The sequence below is a fragment of the Bacillus sp. EU63 genome (genome assembly GCF_038592915.1).
GTDB lineage: Bacteria > Bacillota > Bacilli > Bacillales > Bacillaceae > Bacillus > Bacillus velezensis.
Genome location: NZ_CP151944.1, coordinates 1,059,573 through 1,075,966, shown reverse-complemented (window position 1 = coordinate 1,075,966; position 16,394 = coordinate 1,059,573). Strand labels below are relative to the sequence as shown.

16 protein-coding genes, 1 pseudogene and 1 riboswitch are annotated in these 16,394 nt (G+C 49.3%); of the genes and pseudogenes, 9 read left to right on the top strand and 8 right to left on the bottom strand.

From position 1 onward, the window contains the following. The first annotated feature begins 44 nt into the window (after nt 1–44). A riboswitch (SAM riboswitch) is annotated at nt 45–166 on the top strand. 89 nt (nt 167–255) lie between these two features. The 3 genes from NYE38_RS05530 (at nt 256) to NYE38_RS05520 (ending at nt 3,471) form a co-directional block, all read left to right on the top strand. Beyond that, nucleotides 256–2,097 carry a bifunctional homocysteine S-methyltransferase/methylenetetrahydrofolate reductase gene (locus tag NYE38_RS05530; protein ID WP_104843247.1) on the top strand — a complete coding sequence of 614 codons (1,842 nt, stop codon included), beginning with the start codon at nt 256–258 and terminating at the stop codon, nt 2,095–2,097. A gap of 82 nt (nt 2,098–2,179) precedes the next feature. Next, on the top strand, nt 2,180–2,620 hold the full coding sequence (locus tag NYE38_RS05525) for a GNAT family N-acetyltransferase (RefSeq protein WP_007409151.1): 441 nt from the start codon (nt 2,180–2,182) through the stop codon (nt 2,618–2,620). Nucleotides 2,621–2,844: 224 nt separating this feature from the next. Then, nucleotides 2,845–3,471, top strand: a complete 627-nt coding sequence (locus NYE38_RS05520) for a pentapeptide repeat-containing protein (RefSeq protein ID WP_017417429.1) — start codon at nt 2,845–2,847, stop codon at nt 3,469–3,471. An 8-nt stretch (nt 3,472–3,479) separates the two neighbouring features. Here NYE38_RS05520 and NYE38_RS05515 read toward each other — a convergent pair whose 3' ends face one another. Then, nucleotides 3,480–4,922: a PLP-dependent aminotransferase family protein gene (locus NYE38_RS05515; protein ID WP_025649571.1), complete on the bottom strand. Its 1,443-nt coding sequence runs from the start codon at nt 4,920–4,922 to the stop codon at nt 3,480–3,482. A 125-nt stretch (nt 4,923–5,047) separates the two neighbouring features. Here NYE38_RS05515 and NYE38_RS05510 point away from each other — a divergent pair. Both NYE38_RS05510 and NYE38_RS05505 read left to right on the top strand, forming a co-directional pair. After that, nucleotides 5,048–5,655 (top strand): annotated as a pseudogene (locus tag NYE38_RS05510) (LysE/ArgO family amino acid transporter). Between the two features lie 53 nt (nt 5,656–5,708). Further along, entirely contained in the window at nt 5,709–6,203 is a 495-nt protein-coding gene (locus NYE38_RS05505; RefSeq protein WP_025649570.1) for a DinB family protein, read from the top strand. A 45-nt stretch (nt 6,204–6,248) separates the two neighbouring features. On the opposite strand, the gene iolG is transcribed toward NYE38_RS05505, so the two are convergent. The 3 genes from iolG to NYE38_RS05490 all read right to left on the bottom strand — a co-directional run bounded on the left by iolG (nt 6,249) and on the right by NYE38_RS05490 (nt 9,430). Beyond that, entirely contained in the window at nt 6,249–7,280 is a 1,032-nt protein-coding gene (iolG, locus tag NYE38_RS05500; protein WP_017417427.1) for an inositol 2-dehydrogenase, read from the bottom strand. 225 nt (nt 7,281–7,505) lie between these two features. Further along, nucleotides 7,506–8,531, bottom strand: a complete 1,026-nt coding sequence (locus NYE38_RS05495; protein WP_025649569.1) for a LacI family DNA-binding transcriptional regulator — start codon at nt 8,529–8,531, stop codon at nt 7,506–7,508. A 35-nt stretch (nt 8,532–8,566) separates the two neighbouring features. After that, nucleotides 8,567–9,430: an AraC family transcriptional regulator gene (locus NYE38_RS05490; protein WP_025649568.1), complete on the bottom strand. Its 864-nt coding sequence runs from the start codon at nt 9,428–9,430 to the stop codon at nt 8,567–8,569. 122 nt (nt 9,431–9,552) lie between these two features. Between NYE38_RS05490 and NYE38_RS05485 the strand changes: the two genes are divergently transcribed. Beyond that, nucleotides 9,553–10,920 (top strand): MATE family efflux transporter, encoded by a 1,368-nt coding sequence (locus tag NYE38_RS05485; protein ID WP_003155121.1) that lies wholly within the window; start codon nt 9,553–9,555, stop codon nt 10,918–10,920. Between the two features lie 35 nt (nt 10,921–10,955). On the opposite strand, the gene NYE38_RS05480 is transcribed toward NYE38_RS05485, so the two are convergent. Next, nucleotides 10,956–11,696, bottom strand: a complete 741-nt coding sequence (locus NYE38_RS05480; RefSeq protein WP_017417423.1) for a squalene/phytoene synthase family protein — start codon at nt 11,694–11,696, stop codon at nt 10,956–10,958. Between the two features lie 85 nt (nt 11,697–11,781). Beyond that, a complete protein-coding gene (gene asnB, locus NYE38_RS05475) occupies nt 11,782–13,623 on the bottom strand; it encodes an asparagine synthase (glutamine-hydrolyzing) (RefSeq protein ID WP_021494958.1) in 1,842 nt (613 codons plus the stop codon). A 175-nt stretch (nt 13,624–13,798) separates the two neighbouring features. On the opposite strand from asnB, the gene NYE38_RS05470 reads away from it, so the two are divergent. After that, nucleotides 13,799–14,341, top strand: a complete 543-nt coding sequence (locus tag NYE38_RS05470; protein WP_340803136.1) for a DUF2777 family protein — start codon at nt 13,799–13,801, stop codon at nt 14,339–14,341. 35 nt (nt 14,342–14,376) lie between these two features. Beyond that, complete coding sequence (locus NYE38_RS05465; RefSeq protein WP_340803057.1) at nt 14,377–14,610, top strand: hypothetical protein; 234 nt, start codon at nt 14,377–14,379, stop codon at nt 14,608–14,610. Here NYE38_RS05465 and NYE38_RS05460 read toward each other — a convergent pair. Both NYE38_RS05460 and NYE38_RS05455 read right to left on the bottom strand, forming a co-directional pair. After that, a complete protein-coding gene (locus NYE38_RS05460) occupies nt 14,607–14,963 on the bottom strand; it encodes a YisL family protein (protein ID WP_007409161.1) in 357 nt (118 codons plus the stop codon). The genes NYE38_RS05465 and NYE38_RS05460 overlap by 4 nt on opposite strands. A gap of 93 nt (nt 14,964–15,056) precedes the next feature. Then, nucleotides 15,057–15,962, bottom strand: coding sequence for a fumarylacetoacetate hydrolase family protein (locus NYE38_RS05455; protein WP_340803058.1), 906 nt, complete (start codon nt 15,960–15,962; stop codon nt 15,057–15,059). A 217-nt stretch (nt 15,963–16,179) separates the two neighbouring features. On the opposite strand from NYE38_RS05455, the gene NYE38_RS05450 reads away from it, so the two are divergent. After that, complete coding sequence (locus NYE38_RS05450; protein WP_340803059.1) at nt 16,180–16,392, top strand: aspartyl-phosphate phosphatase Spo0E family protein; 213 nt, start codon at nt 16,180–16,182, stop codon at nt 16,390–16,392. The last annotated feature ends 2 nt before the right edge of the window (nt 16,393–16,394 follow it).

Below are 16,394 nucleotides of genomic sequence, written 5' to 3'. Positions count from 1 at the left end.
TTTTCACAGTTAAGTTTTGGAAACCCATGACAATTACATGAACGTTCTTATCAAGAGAAGCCGAGGGACTGGCCCGACGACGCTTCAGCAACCGGTGTAGTGGTTTACCCAAACCATGACCAAGGTGCTAAATCCAGCAAGCTAAAAACAGCTTGGAAGATAAGAAGAGAGACAAATGATTACAAAGTCTTCTTCTTAAGAAGACTTTTTTTATTTCTCTTTTTTCCTTGCTGAATGTGATGAAGGAGGCAAACAATGGGACTATTACAAGACTTAAAAGAACGGATTTTAATCGGAGACGGCGCGATGGGCACTCTCCTCTATTCCTACGGCATTGACAGATGTTTTGAGGAACTGAACGTATCAAAGCCCGAAGAAATCAAGCGAATACATAAGGCTTACGCGGAAGCCGGGGCAGACATCATCCAGACAAATACGTACGGCGCGAATTTTATTAAGCTCTCAAGATACGGACTTGAGGATGAAACGAAAAAAATCAATCAGGAGGCGGTCAGAATCGCGCGCGCTTCCTCAGACGGCGCTTATGTATTGGGAACGATGGGCGGCATCCGCACCTTTAACAAAAACGCCTACAGCCTGGAGGAGATTAAACGCAGCTTTCGGGAGCAGCTTTATTTATTGCTGCACGAAGAGCCGGACGGTCTGCTTCTGGAAACATACTATGATTTAGAAGAGGCCCGCGAAGTGCTGAAGATCGCGAGAAAAGAAACGGAACTTCCGATTATGCTGAACGTATCCATGCACGAACAGGGCGTGCTGCAGGACGGAACGCCGCTTCGGGAAGCCCTCAGGTCCATTGCCGATCTCGGCGCTGACATAGCGGGAATCAATTGCCGGCTCGGCCCGTACCACATGATTGAAGCGCTCACCGAAGTGCCGATTTTCCGTGACGCTTATTTATCGGTCTATCCGAACAGCAGCCTTCCGTCTTTAGAAGAAGGCCGGCTTGTTTATGATACGGACGATGCCTATTTCCGGGAGAGCGCCGTACAGTTCCGCACTCAGGGCGCGCGCATTATCGGCGGCTGCTGCGGTACGACGCCAAACCATATCAGAGCCATGGCTGAAGCGGTCCGCGGACTTTCTCCCGTCACTGATAAAGAAGTGAAAATCAGACGGGAAGAGGAAGTCATCTCAGTCCGTAATGAACGGACCGAGCCTGGTTTAAACGAAATCGCCGCTCAAAAACGGTCAATTATCGTAGAGCTTGATCCGCCGAAGAAATTGAATTTTGACAAATTTCTGCAAGCGGCCGCTGAATTAAAAGAGACCGGCATAGAAGCGCTGACGCTCGCCGACAATTCATTGGCGACACCGCGGATCAGCAATGCCGCCTGCGGTTCATTGCTGAAAGAGCGCCTTGATATCCGTTCTCTCGTTCACATTACATGCAGAGACCGCAACATCATCGGCCTTCAGTCACATTTAATGGGCCTGGATACGCTCGGGCTCACCGACATTTTAGCCATCACGGGCGATCCTTCAAAAATCGGCGACTTTCCGGGGGCTACCTCCGTCTATGATTTAACGTCCTTTGATTTGATCAGGCTGATTAAACAATTCAACGAGGGCATTTCTTTATCAGGGAAACCGCTCGGCAAGAAAACGAACTTTTCCGTAGCCGGAGCATTTAATCCGAATGTCCGCCACCTTGATAAAGCAGTCAAACGGCTGGAGAAAAAAATCGAGTGCGGAGCTGACTACTTTGTGTCCCAGCCTGTCTACTCGGAGCAGCAGCTCATTGACATTCATCATGAAACGAAGCATCTCAAAACACCGGTGTATATCGGAATCATGCCGTTAACGAGCAGCCGCAACGCAGAGTTCATTCATCATGAAATCCCGGGCATTAAGCTGTCAGACAGCATCCGCGAAAAAATGGCGCTCGCCGGCGAAGACAAGCGAAAGCAGAAAGCCGAAGGCCTCGCCATCGCCAAATCGCTTCTCGACACGGCGTGCGAACTGTTTAACGGAATTTATTTAATCACCCCGTTTCTCCGTTCTGATTTGACGTCAGAGCTTGCAGCTTATATTAAGCAAAAGGATGAAAAGCGGGCTGATGTATATTTGCATTGACGCGAAAGAAGCCGCCTGATATGACAGGCGGCTTTTTCATGGTACGATACAGAAAAAGAATCAAGCAAAGGAGGATTTTTTCATGGTTGAAGTAAAACCCATCACCGCAGAAGACACATACGCGATCAGACACAGCGTGCTGCGCCCCCATCAGACGATTGAGGATTGTAAATATGATCAGGACAGCGTCAAAGGAGCCTTTCATCTCGGAGGTTTTTACGACGGAACATTGATCAGCATCGCTTCTTTCTACCCGCAGAACCAGCAGGCTTTACAGGCAGCGCCCGCCTACCAGCTGCGCGGCATGGCGACGCTTGAGGAATACCGGACGCAAAAAGCGGGAAGCACGTTAATCGCCTATGCGGAACGGAAACTGGCAGATATGGGGGCGGCGCTTGTCTGGTGCAACGCCAGATGTCACGTAAAGGGATATTACGAAAAGCTCGGCTGGAAAAGCACGGGCAGCCCCTTTGATATTCCCGGCATCGGCCCGCATGTGATCATGTATAAAGAACTCGCCTGAAACAGACAAAAGCCCTCTTATCAAGGCTTTGTTTTTATCTTTCAGCGGGCCGGATGACGTTCAAACGGAATGAAGCTTTTATAAGCGCCGCTATTGACGCGATCCCGCTTTGATATTACCCTTTGTTCAGTAAGCAACACGCCATTCGGCAAGGGTGGCAGGGGCGAAAGTGATATCTGCCAATTGCCGATTTCAGCTATTATGTTTAGAAAAGGGAGTATGAGATGAATACGATCCAAAAACCGAAAATCCCGAAAGAATTGCCGGTGCTTTCTTTCACTGAAGCGCTTCAGGACGACCTCATCAAAGAAGTCGTCATAGAAAACGCCGTGATAAGCGGCAAACTGGACGGCCTGCGCGCCGAAAAAGTCATTTTCAGAAACACCGTTTTTACGGATGTCTCTTTCAGACATATGGAATGTACGGATGTCCTGTTTGACAAATGTGATGTCTCAAACGCTGACTTCAGCGGAAGCATCATCCATAGAACGGCGTTTCAGCATTCAAAACTTCTCGGCTTGAATCTGGCGGATTCCGCCATGCGTCATGTACGGTTTGAAGACTGCCTCGCACATTACAGCTCCTTCAGCTATTCCAATATGAAGCATGTCCGGTTTGACACGTGCGGCCTATCAGAAAGTGAGTGGAATGATGCCGTTCTTGAATACACAGATCTTGACGTCTGTGATTTGAACGGCGCAAACTTCATCGGCACGTCTCTTTTTAATATGGATATCAGCACGTGCACATTTGATCACCTGCACGTCTCACTTGAGAAGCTGAAAGGATGCCGCATCTCTCCGTCTCATGCCGTTACATTCGCAGAAGCGCTCGGAGCCATTGTGACGTGATCTTTTTATTAAACGAAACGGCGGGCAATGTCCGCTATCGTTTGAATGCCTTTTTCCAAGCCCGGTAAGGATGCGTATGAATAGGAAAGACGCAGGCTTTGCCGGTCTTCGGGAAGATAGAGAGCTCCCGGATTGATCAGCACGCCGGCCTCCAAGGCACGGGTGAAAAGCTTCTGAACGGCGATTGTTTGATGAAAAGTGACCCAAATGTAAAAGCCCCCCTCCGGCACACGCCACTCCGCAATATCTTCCGCGTATCTTTCAAGAAAACGCAATGCCGCATCTCTCCTGATTTTGAGTTCCTTTCTGAGACGCAAAAGACGCTCTTCATAGCGGCCGCTTGACAGCCATTGACATGCCGCCCATTGAGATAAAGCGCTGGAGCCGTAATCCGTCTGCATTTTAATATCGGCGAGCCTGTCTGCAACCGGCTCAGGGGCGACGACCCATCCGATGCGCAGACCCGGGCTTACGGTTTTTGACAGCGTACCGATATACAGTACATTCCCCTCACCGTCCATGGATTTTAACGGAGGCGGCGGTTCTTTATCGATCCATATATCACCGTATGCGTCATCTTCAATGACAGGCAGACGGTGATTTCTTGCGAGCGCGATGAGTTCCTTCCGCCGCTTGAGTGACATTACCGTTCCGGTCGGATTATGGAATGACGGAATGGTGTACAGCAGCCCCGCTTCGTATTGCCGACGGTAAGCGGGAAGATGATCCGTTTTGATTCCGCTCTCATCCATCGGCACTCCCTTAAGCCTGACGCCCGCTGATTGAAACACACGCAGGGAATGGAGATACGACGGGTTTTCAGTCAGCATGACGGAGTTTGGTTTTAGCAGCCCGATTGAAATGAGCTGAAGCGCCTGCAGCGCGCCTGAGACGATTACGATGGATGCCGGGGACGCGTGAATCCCCTTTGTTTTTACATATTCCGCGACGCTTTGCCGAAGCTTCAGGCTGCCCTTCGGCTCTTCATAGCCGAGCGCAAAAATGTTAGTTCCCGCTTCACGGAACAGTTCGGCCATCTCCTTCTCAGGCAGAAGCTCTTGACTCAGCTCACCCGTCCCCAGCCTGATCAGATCCGGACGCGGCTCGTTTTGATTAATGGCCTGAACCAAGGCTGAATTCGGCTGATGACTCCCCGATGTAACGTATGTGCTCCAATCAAGGGGCTTAGCCGCTGCCATGATGCTCCACGTACTGTTGACGACTTTTGTGCCTCCCCCTCTTTTTCCTTCCAGAAGACCTTGGGCGATTAACTCATCAACTGCTGCCGTCACTGTGCTTCGGTTGACCTGAAGCTCCTCGGCGAGCTTTCTTTGTGAGGGAATTTTCGTGCCGATGGTCCATTCGCCATGAAGTATTTTTTCTTTTATATGCTGTTCGATCTGGAGATAAAGCGGTATGTACGACTCCCGATCCGGACGCCAGCTGTTCATACGTCATCCCTCCTTCTTTATTTATTATACATTTGGCTGGTTCAAGTACCAGCCAAATGGACGGAGACATCAGCACATAGTGCGGCTACAATGAGATTTAGTTGACGATTGGAGGGTTTTACGATATGAATGCCATTCTTCACGGAGTGATGCTCGCTTTCGGCCTTATTTTGCCATTGGGCGCGCAAAATGTATTTATTTTTCAGCAGGGAGCCTGGCAAAAACATGTGTGGCAGGCGTTTCCCGCAGTGATTGCCGCCGCGGTATGCGATACGATTCTCATCATCGCGGCCGTCGCAGGCGTTTCAATGATTATTGCAGAGATTCCCGTTTTTCAGACCGTCATGCTTATAGGCGGCTTTTTGTTTCTCAGTTTTTTAGGCTGGCAGACTTGGAGAAGCAAACCGCAGGCCGAACAGGCGAAAAAACGGTTTTCTCGGCAAAAAAACAGGCGGTCACGGCCGCCATGGTATCCCTTTTGAACCCGCATGCGATTTTGGATACCGTCAGTGTCATCGGCACAAGCTCCGCCGCCTATCCGGGAATTGATAAATGGCTGTTTGCCGGTGCTTGTATCGCGGTTTCCTGGGTATGGTTCGCCGGACTGGCATTCGCGGGACGGCTCGTCCAAACGGCGGATACAGGAGGCCGGCTCCTCGACATCCTGAATAAATGCTCGGCATTGGTGATGTGGGGTGCTGCTTTTTATTTTGCGGCGCTTTTGTTTCGATAAAAGGAATTCGGCCAGGTCATGTTGAATGTACGGAAGGAAGAGGGGGAATTGGAATGTCAGACATTTTAAAGCTGTATCACTACCACAGATGGGCAAATGAGCAGGTTATTCAGCATCTGAAGACCCTGCCCGCGGCAAGCTTACAGCAGAAACTGGATAGTGTTTTTCCGACTGTGAACGCCGTGCTTGTGCATATATACCGGGCTGATTACATTTGGCTTCACGTGCTTTACGGAGAAACTTACGAACAAATCGTCTCGCAGTTTGATCAATTTGAAAAGCTTGACGGAGATTTTGAGGCGATTGAACATAGAATGGCTGAACTGGACAAAGAATACAGCAAATTTTTAAAAGAATTGGAGAACACGGAAGGTCCGATCTCCATTTCTCATCCGCGCATGGGAACGCTCCGGACGACATATGCCGATGTGATCCGGCATGTTGTGAATCACGGCACATACCATCGCGGCAATATAAGCGCGATGCTTCACCAAATGGGCTATAAAAGCGTGCCGACTGACTACATTTTTTTCTCATACGAATCATAAAAAAGCAAAGGCCTCCCGGGCCTTTGCTTTTTCACTTCGAATCTATCATAGTCCGGCATAGCCGAAGGCGCCCGGGGTAAGCTTTACAGGCCTTCCGGTTTTAAACGATTCCGTCGCGGCGATCCCGATTTCTAAGTTAATCGTGGCATCGACGTCTGTCACAATCGGCGTTTCCCCTTTTTTCACACATTCGGCAAAGTGCTCAAGCTCCAGACGGTAAGCGTCTTTAAAGCGGGCTTGAAAATCCGGAATAATTTCGTAGCTGCTGCCTGACTCCGTTAAAATGGTGACATGGCTTTTCCGCAGCGTACCGACCAAGATGCTTCCCGCCGTCCCGATAATTTCGGCTCGGATATCATGCCCGTACGGAGAATTTCGGCTTGCCTCCACATCGCCGGCCGCGCCCGAATCAAATTCAAGATACGTTAATGCCTGATCAACGTCGCCGCACTCTTCCATGAACGGGTGCTTTAAAATTCTCCCGTGCCCGCAGACGGACGTAACTTCGGCATTCATGAGATATCTCGCGATGTCGTAATCATGAATCGAACAGTCAATGAAAAGCCCTCCGCTATGTTTGATAAATTCCGCGGGCGGTGCGCCTTGATCTCTTGTAAATCCTTTATAATAAATGGGCCTGCCGATTTCCCCGGCGTCGATTCTTCTTTTCGCGTCGGCGTATGCCGGATCAAACCGCCTCATAAAACCGACCTGGCAGATGACGCCCGTTTCTTCGATTTTTTTCATGACTTCTTTAGATTCCTCAAGACTCAGGGTGAGCGGCTTTTCAACAAAGATGTGCTTGCCGTTTTCAGCAGCCTTCATGATCATTTCCGCATGTGTGCTTGTCGGTGTGACAATGATGACGGCGTCAATCGTGTGATCTTCCAACAGGTCATACGGATTCTCCGTCCATTTGGCGATTCCTAATTCTTTTGCACACGCTTCCGCCTTTCCCTTCATCGGGTCACAGACGGCCGCAAGCTCGGCTCCCCGAACTTCGCTGACTAAATGCTTCGCATGAAAATACCCTAATCGTCCTAATCCCAGCACCGCACATCTGACTTGATCTGTCATCTATCACCGCTCCTTTTTTCTTGAGGCCGCATGCCGCAATGGCGCAAGCGGTTTCCCTTATTAAACAGAAATCATTATTTTGAAAGCGCTTTATTTACAACTCAAGCTGTTGGCTTTCTTTGCTTGCAATCCGCAGTATTTGCGCAAGCGCTTTCCCAAAAGCTGTTTTAATTTTACAATGCTTTTCGCTCGTTTGACAATGTTTTTCACAGAAAAAAACGCGCCTTATTGCTGAGGGCGCGTTTTTACCGGTGCCGTAGAATGCCTGATGACGAGTTCCGGAGATAAAATGATTTTGCTTTTTGTTTTTTTCTTCCCTTGAATCTCATCAATGAGAAGTTCAACGACACGCCGCCCCATTTCGCGGATGGGCTGAGAAATCGTCGTGAGCGGCGGTGCCGTCATTTCAGCGAGAATGGTATTGTCAAAGCCGATGACGGACAAGTCTTCCGGCACTCGAATGCCCCGGGAGCGCGCCGCCTGTATCGCCGCGCATGACAAGACATCATTAAAGGCGAAAACGGCGGTCGGAAGGTCTCTGTCAAACAGCTCGCCCGCTGCCTGTTTTCCGCTTTCCAGCGAATATTCCGTCGGTATGATCAGCGATTCATCTAGTGTCATCCCCGCTTCCCGCATCGCTTTTTGAAAACCTTTGATTCTGTCTCTTTCACCCGTGGTCGAGCCGTTTCCGACGATACAGGCGATTCTTTCATGGCCTAAAGATATGAGATGCTCAGCCGCCGTATAGCCGCCGAGAAAGTCATCGATAATGACGACGTCCATCGGCGCGAGCGGTTTATCCTGCGTAATCATCGCAAGCGGGATGCCCGATTTCACAATATCATCAAGCGCCGTGACGCTGTCATCATGATCAAGTCCCGTCGCGAATATAATGCCGTCCGCCTGCTTCTGCCGCAGCATCGAAAAATACTTCGTTTCTTTTTCAGGCTGATAATCGGTGCTGCAGATAATGATATGAAACCCAAGTACACCGGCGCTGTCTTCAATGCTTTTCGCCAGTTCCCCGAAAAACGGGTTTGAAATGTCCGGGGTGATCAGGCCGATCATATTCGTCTTTTTGCCCGTCAAAGCGGATGCGTGAACATTCGGATGATAGTCCATCTCCTCCATGACACGGAGCACCATCCGGCGGGTTTTGACACTGATCCTCCCCGTATTGTTGATGACCCGCGAGACGGTCGAGATGGAGACGCCCGCTTTTTCGGCCACGTCGTAAATTGTCATTTTCATGCTTACCGATCCCTCTTCTGTTCTCTGGTATTAGGTCAGTCCGTTTTCCGGCTTACGAATTTGCGGTATTCAAGCGGCGAAATGCCTTCAATCTGTTTAAACAGTTTGGAAAAATAGGTTGGGTCCTCCATGCCGATGGCGTCTGCGATCGCCCCCATTTTGTCATTGGTTGCGGACAAAAGACGTTTCGCCTCCGTCATTCTGACTTTGTTCGTATACTGGCCGGGCGTGACGCCGAGCACCTGCTGCATGCAGCGGGTCACGTAGTCTTGGTTGTAATGAAGAGCCGAAGAGAGCGCTTTGATGGTTGTTTTCTCCTGATAGTGCTCCTGCAGGTACCGGGCGGCCTCCCATGCGACTCTTTCCTTTGCGGACGGGATTTGGAACGCTTCTTTCTGAAGATGGAGCAGCAGCTCTTCAAACAGAATCTGCTTTCTGAGCGGCAGATCGGAGTTCTCTGCGCTGTCATCTGTCAGCACACTGAATTGCCCGGCCATAAACTGCGGGCGTCTCACCTTCCCTTTTTGCGGCAGGGACAGGCGGTAGCGGGACGGCTCTTCAAAGCTCCCTTTTTTTCGCCTCAGCTCCGACCAGTTGTTCCCGGTTGTTTCCGTCACCTCATAAGCCGCTCCTTCAAAATGAAGCCACGAATAGGATGTCGTTTCTTCACTGCCTTTTGTTCCGTAATGTTCAAGGCCGGGAGAAAGCAGAATATATTCTCCCGCTTCAACGGAAAAGGCGTTTTCGTCTTCTGTAATGTAGAGGACGCCTTTTTTCACATACAGCAGATCAAACACCGGGAAGACCCGTCTCACATGGGTTTCGCCTTTTTTGAACACTCCTTCTCCCGCAGCGATAAAGACCGGGAACGGAGGAACTGTGAACTCGAGAAAGGACATATTTTCGGCCCTCCTTTTTAAGTCGGATTTTTGCAAGAAGTTTCGTTTCTCTCCCTTTTTATTATAAGAAAATGGAGGTACACTTTTAAACGTTGATTTTGTCAGGAAAGGGGTTAAAAGAAATGAAACAAGCGATTTTAAAACGGGCTGCGTTCAAACAATCCTCTGATCACAAACTCTCATTATACGCGCTGACTTGGCCGATATTTATTGAGGTTTCATTATATATGTTTATGGGAAACGCCGACACTCTTATGCTTAGCCAATACTCTGACAACAGTGTGGCGGCCGTGGGTGTCAGCAATCAGATTTTAAATTTAATTATCGTGATGTTCAGCTTTATCGCAACGGGTACGACAATTGTGATTTCACAGTTTTTAGGATCTAAACAGAAAAAAGAGGCGCAGGAAGTGGCTTATGTATCAATAGGAGCGAACTTTGTCATCAGTCTCGCCATCAGCGCCGCCATATTTTTTGCGGCCGTTCCGCTGCTTCATGTGATGGGTCTTTCCAATGAATTGATGCCGGATGCCAAAGTCTTTTTGCAGGTGGTCGGCGGGCTGTCCTTCATTCAGGCTTTGATTATGACATTCAGTGCCATTTTAAAAAGCTACGGTCATACGAAGGATACGATGTTCGTTACGATCGGGATGAATATTTTAAATATTGCCGGAAACTTTCTTGTCATTTTCGGGCCGCTCGGCCTTCCGGTGTTAGGCGTCGCCGGTGTTGCGATGTCAACGTCCTTTGCACGGATCATCGGACTGATCGCGATGATTGTGATCGTCAAAAAACGCATCGGACTCGGTCTGACATGGCAAAAGATTTTTCACGTCCATAAAGAGCACTTGCGGAAACTCCTGAAAATCGGGATTCCGTCTGCCGGCGAACAGCTGTCTTACAACATTTCACAAATGGTTGTTACTTATTTTATCGCCATTATGGGCGCTCAGGCGCTTACAACAAAGGTTTATACACAAAATATCACCATGTTTATCCTGCTGTTCGGGACGGCGATCAGCCAAGGCACACAGATTTTGATCGGCAGATATATCGGCGCCAAACGGTTTGACGACGCTTATGACCGCTGCATGAAAAGTCTGTACTGGGCGCTTGGCATTGCCGCTTTGACATCCGTGATCATGACCTTGTTTTCAAAGCAGCTGATCGGAATTTTCACAAGCAGCCCTGACATTATTGCGACGGCGAGCATGCTGATCGCCATGACGATCATTCTTGAGCCCGGCCGTTCATTTAATGTCATTATTATCAACTCGCTGCGGGCTGCCGGAGATGCAAAATTCCCCGTTTACATGGCGATGATTTCCATGTGGGGTATCGGACTGCCTCTCGCTTATCTGTTCGGCATCCATTTCGGATTGGGGCTTATGGGCATCTGGATTTCATTTATCGCGGATGAATGGGTCAGAGGCATTCTTATGTACAGAAGATGGCGGTCGCGGATTTGGATTCAAAAAGGGATTGCATAAACGCCCGAAGCTTCGTTATGAAGCCGGGCGTTTTTTTATGCTTGCGAAAGCTGTTTTCTCATGTCACCGAGCTCTGACCGGTAATGTGCCAGCAAACCGGTAACGGCGGGCCTTGAGTATAACGGAAACAGCTCCAGCTCTTCAGACGCCTCCTCGAAATACGCCTCGGCCTCGAATGCGATGTACTCCCATACATTCATAAAAGCTTTGTTGACGGTATGGCTCTCCAGCTCTTCTTCCGTATAGCCGAATTGCTTCATCACCTGGCGCGGGAGACGCTTTTTCGCCCGCTCATCCGTATGGACCCCCAGAAGCACCCGGGTCAGCTGAATGGCTGCTCCTAATGAAACGGCTGCATGGCGGAGTTTCTCTTGGTTCCGGCGCGCGCAAACCGGCAGCAGAAGCAGGCCGAGGGCTCCGCCTGTTTGGCCCGCGTACATCAGCAGGTCATCAAACTCTTGATACGTTACTTTTTCTCTGTCAGAGATTTGGCCGGCGATAAACTCACGTAACGGCTCTTCTTCAAGCGCAAATTGCTGCCGCACATCGGCGAGCGCCTCCCACAAAAAGCCGTCAGCGTGTGTCCCGTTCAGAAAGTCTTGTGCCGCCTGTTCAAATCCCCCAAGTTCCTGCACATCAAGCCGGTCAGCTTCGTGAAACAAAGCAAGCACCGCCCATGCGGCCCGCCTGTTTTTTGGCGGCAGGGATGAGAAAGTCCGTTTATATAAAGGAAAGTGCGCCTCGGCAAGCTGGGCGCATGTTTCGTATTCGGTCATGGTATCACTCCTCTGTTTTTTAGTGTACCATATGTTTCACAATAAAAAGACCGATATCCTTCAGCGGAAACCGGTCGCGGCACTGTTATTCTTCTATATCGATACGGTACGCCTCAAACCATGTATGGATCTGGGCAAGATGGGCGATCAGCTGCGGGCCTTTCATCAGCTGGCCGAACCACGGAACCTGAAAAGATGAACCTTCTGTCTCCAGCAGCATTTCCAGCTTCTTTCTGTCAAGCAGGGTGTGAAGCACGGAATCTTTCTGTTGTAAAATCGTTTTCAGCCATTCTGTGACCCCCTGCGTGTATTTCGGGTGATGCGTTTTCGGATAAGGGCTTTTTTTGCGGTACAAAATATCTTCAGGAAGCAGTCCTTCAAGCGCTTTCCGCAAGATGCCTTTTTCCCGGCTGCCATGCATTTTCATTTCCCAAGGAATATTCCAAACGTATTCCACAAGTCTGTGGTCGGCGAACGGCACCCGTACTTCAAGACTTGCGCCCATGCTCATGCGGTCTTTGCGGTCGAGCAGATTTGTCATAAACCAAAGCATATTTAAGTAGAACAGCTGCCGTCTCGCTTTATCTGTTCCCGTCTCACCGTCTAACAGCGGCGTTTCCGCAATGGTTTCTTCATATCTCGCATTCACGTATTCTCTAAGATTCAGCCGTTTTTGCCACTTTTCATCCAATAGCGTGATCCTCTCCTCAGTCGACCTCATCCAAGGAAATCCGTCTTCTTCTGCCGCGGTGTGAAACCACGGATATCCGCCGAAAATTTCGTCCGCGCATTCTCCGGAAAGGCTCACGACAAAATCTTTTTTAATTTCCCGGCAGAACCATAATAGCGATGAATCAACATCAGCCATGCCCGGCAGGTCTCTGACGAGAACGGATTCCTCCAGATGTTCAACCAGCTGATCCTGCGTAATCACGCACTTATGATGCTGTGTGCCGAATGCATTTGTCATTTTATCGATCCACGGGCCGTCATCATTCGGCTGAAACGCGCTCGCTTTAAAAAATTTGCTGTTCTCCTCATAATCAATTGAATAAGTATGAAGGGGATCTCTTCCTTGTTTCTCAAAATGAGCGGCGGCTATCGCGGTTATCGCGCTCGAATCAAGCCCCCCTGATAAAAACGTGCAAACCGGCACGTCAGATACGAGCTGGCGTGTCACTGCATCCTGAAATAAGTACCGAATGTGAGCCGCGGTTTCATCGAAGCTGTCTGTATGCTTTTCGCTCTTTACATTCCAATAACGCCATATGGACAAACCGTCCTTTGAGAAAGTGAACGCATGGGCGGGACGCACCTCGTGAATTCCTTTAAACACCCCGCAGCCCGGAGTTCTGGACGGCCCGAGTCCGAATACTTCCGCAAGTCCGCCGCTGTCTGTGCGGGCTTTCACATCAGGATGAGCAAGGATGGCTTTCAATTCCGACCCAAACAGAAAGGAAGAGCCGTGTTCTTTATAAAAAAACGGTTTGACGCCGAGCCGGTCTCTTGCCCCGAACAGCCGCTCGCGCTTTTCATCCCAGATGGCAAAAGCGAAAATACCGTTCAAGCGGTTCACGCACTCCTCCCGCCACTCAATATAGCTGTGCAGCAGCACTTCTGTATCAGAGGTCCTCTCAAAACGGTGGCCCCTCGCCTGAAGCTCCTTCCGCAGTTCCTCCGTGTTATACAGCTCGCCATTATAAATGATGGTGTACGTTTCCTCTTGATGCGTGCAGGCCATCGGCTGGCGGCCGCCTTCAATGTCAACGACCGAAAGTCTTTTATGTCCGAATAAAACATGGGGCTCTCCCCAGACGTTTGAATCATCAGGCCCTCGTTTTGAAAGAGTGTCTATCATATTGTTCATAATATGTTTCTCTTGGACGAGCTGCTTTTGAAAATCGACCCAACCCGCAATTCCACACATGTGATATCAGCTCCAATCCCGTTTCTGTCGGTTTCAAATTCGTTTCTATCAGCACTTTACCCAGTTTATGCAAAGAAACTCAGATAGTTGATTTGTCCCACTAAGACTTGTATGAGACAAGCCCGATTTGGAAAGAACGAAAGAGAAGAAACAAACAAAGGAGACCGGCACGGTTATGAAACGAAAACAGCTTTTCTCAGAAAAAAACAAATGGGGGCGCGGCACACTGATGATAGAGGACGGCATCTGCCTCGTCGAAAACGATGAAGGCGATATCCTGCTTGCAGACAGTCTAGGAAACGCAGCCGTATTGATGAAACGCGACGGCCGATGGCAGCCGGCACGGATTTGCGGCGGTGCGGCCGAAATCGGCGCAGACACCATCCCCCTGCTCGGCGGGGAAGAAATCCGTTATGAAAAAGCGGTCAAACGGCCGCTGTTAACCTTGCTCGATTCGCTGGACGATGAAACGTTTCTGCTGTTTCTCAGCCATCTGCACGGGTTCGGCCTGTCTGTATATGATTGCGTATTTTCCTACAATCAGGCGCTGTTTTCCGGTGAAGGCGTTTCGTTTTATCACTTCTCGGCGGATGACGCACAATGCGCCCTGCAGCATCACCGCGGCAGCTCGGGTAAACACGACAGATTTGAATGGACGGCATCTGACGGGCGGCGCTCCATTATGTATTCAGCGGCAAAACAAGACGGCACCGCGTAACAAACAGGCCGCACCTTTTAAATAGGTGCCGCCTGATGTATTCAGCTTTGTTTTTCACGCTGATTGACGCCCGGCGTTTGCTTTTACCCTTCACAGCCGTAGCTTTTTCGGTAACGAGAGTGATTGACGCTTTTGGCATCCTGCACATCTCCTTCGCCTCATCAACATCCCCCTGTCACGGCATTTCTCATTCAGCGGCACAGTTGCGCAAAATGTATGCGCAACTAAAAAAACCCGGATACATCCGGGTTTTTCAAGCGATTGATTAAAATACGTGAAAGCCGATCGGCAAGTGAAGGCCGAGCAGCACCGTCAGGACGAGCACGATAATAAAACCGATCCACAGTCCGCCGGTTGATTTGCCTTTTTTCTTGCGGATGACGAGCATTTCCATCAGTCCGATGGTAATGATGCCGAGCAGCATTTTTCCGGCGTACTCTCCGTTCCAATTCGCAAAACGGACGAAAAGCTCAGCTCCGGTCAGAATAATAATAATGTAGAATAAGCGCAGAATCATATGCGTAATTTTTGCGCCCTTCGCTTTTCCGGAACCGTACAGCCCGTAGCTGACAAACACCAGGATAAGCGCAACGACCCATGAAGTAATATGCCAATGTGTCATTATGTTCAATTCCCCCTATCAGATCAATCTGCCTCACTTATGGTACCACAACAAGCCGCTCGGAGCATTATCAATCGTGCGAAAGACACACAATTATCCGATTTGGTTCGACAGCGTGCCGATCGGTTCAATTGTAATGTCAATGCGGTCCCCCGGCTTTAAAAATTTCGGCGGCTTAAACCCTTTTCCGACACCGGACGGCGTCCCCGTCGCTATAATGTCACCGGCTTCAAGCGTCATTCCTTTTGACAGCGTTTCGATTAATTCAGCTATCGGAAAAATCATGTCACCCGTTGATCCTGATTGGCGCAGTTCTCCGTTCACCCGCGTTTCAACTTTCAGGCTTTGCGGATCACTGACGGCCGACTTATGTACAATGACCGGGCCCATCGGGCATGTCGTATCCAGGCTTTTGCCGATAAAAAACTGTTTATGTTTTTTCTGCAGATCGCGCGCTGTTATATCATTTACAATTGTATAGCCGAATATATGATCAAGCGCATGTTCTTTGGAAATGTGCGATCCGCTTTTTGATATGATTACCGCAAGCTCCCCTTCATAATCAAGCTGCTCCGTTACGTCCAAGTGGCTGTCCACTGTTTCTCCGTGTCCTGTAACGGCAGCGGGGGCTTTCGTAAAAACCATGGGATGCACCGGTATATCCGCCTCACTCCCCATTTCAACGGCATGATCACGATAATTTTTCCCGATGCAGATCACGTTCTTTGAAGGTCTCGGAATAGGCGCGCAAAGCTTTACGTCAGACAGGGCATACATAAATGAACCCGACTCGTCATTCGGTTTTTTCGCCCATTCCGCAAGCTGTCCGGCATGCGCGACAAACTTATCTCCTTTTTGAATGCACTCGATCAGCGAACCCGGAATCGTCTCAAGTTCAAACAATTTTTTTTCAGCCTTTTGCAGATCTAAGATTTTGTCATCATCAATGATCAGACCGACAAATGTTCGGCTGTTCAGTTCCCCTGTCGCAAATTTCATGTTAATCCCCCATCATTTTTAAATCTGGCATTCCTTTATTTATTCTTCCTCCGGGCGGGAAATTCCTCTTTTAAACAGGCTGAAAATAAGTGTAAAAGAGTATCAAAAATTGTCACTTTTTTAGTCATATTGACGAAATAAAACCTTCTTGCGCAAAATGGGTTATACTATTGTCATCCTATGTTTTCCAAAATAATCGAGAATTGGAGATCACACGATGAACAAAATTGAAGAAAAAAGATTAACTTTATTCGAGACAGCGCAAAAATTCGGAATCAATGCGACGGAGACCATCAGGTGCAGCCAGGAGCTGGACAGCCTTTTAAACGGGTGCCGCGGGCTCATCCAACAAACGAAAGACAGCGGGCTGAACCCGGCCGCACAGATTGAGCACGGACGCACCGCAGGAAAAAAAGAGGCTTTCTCATAAAC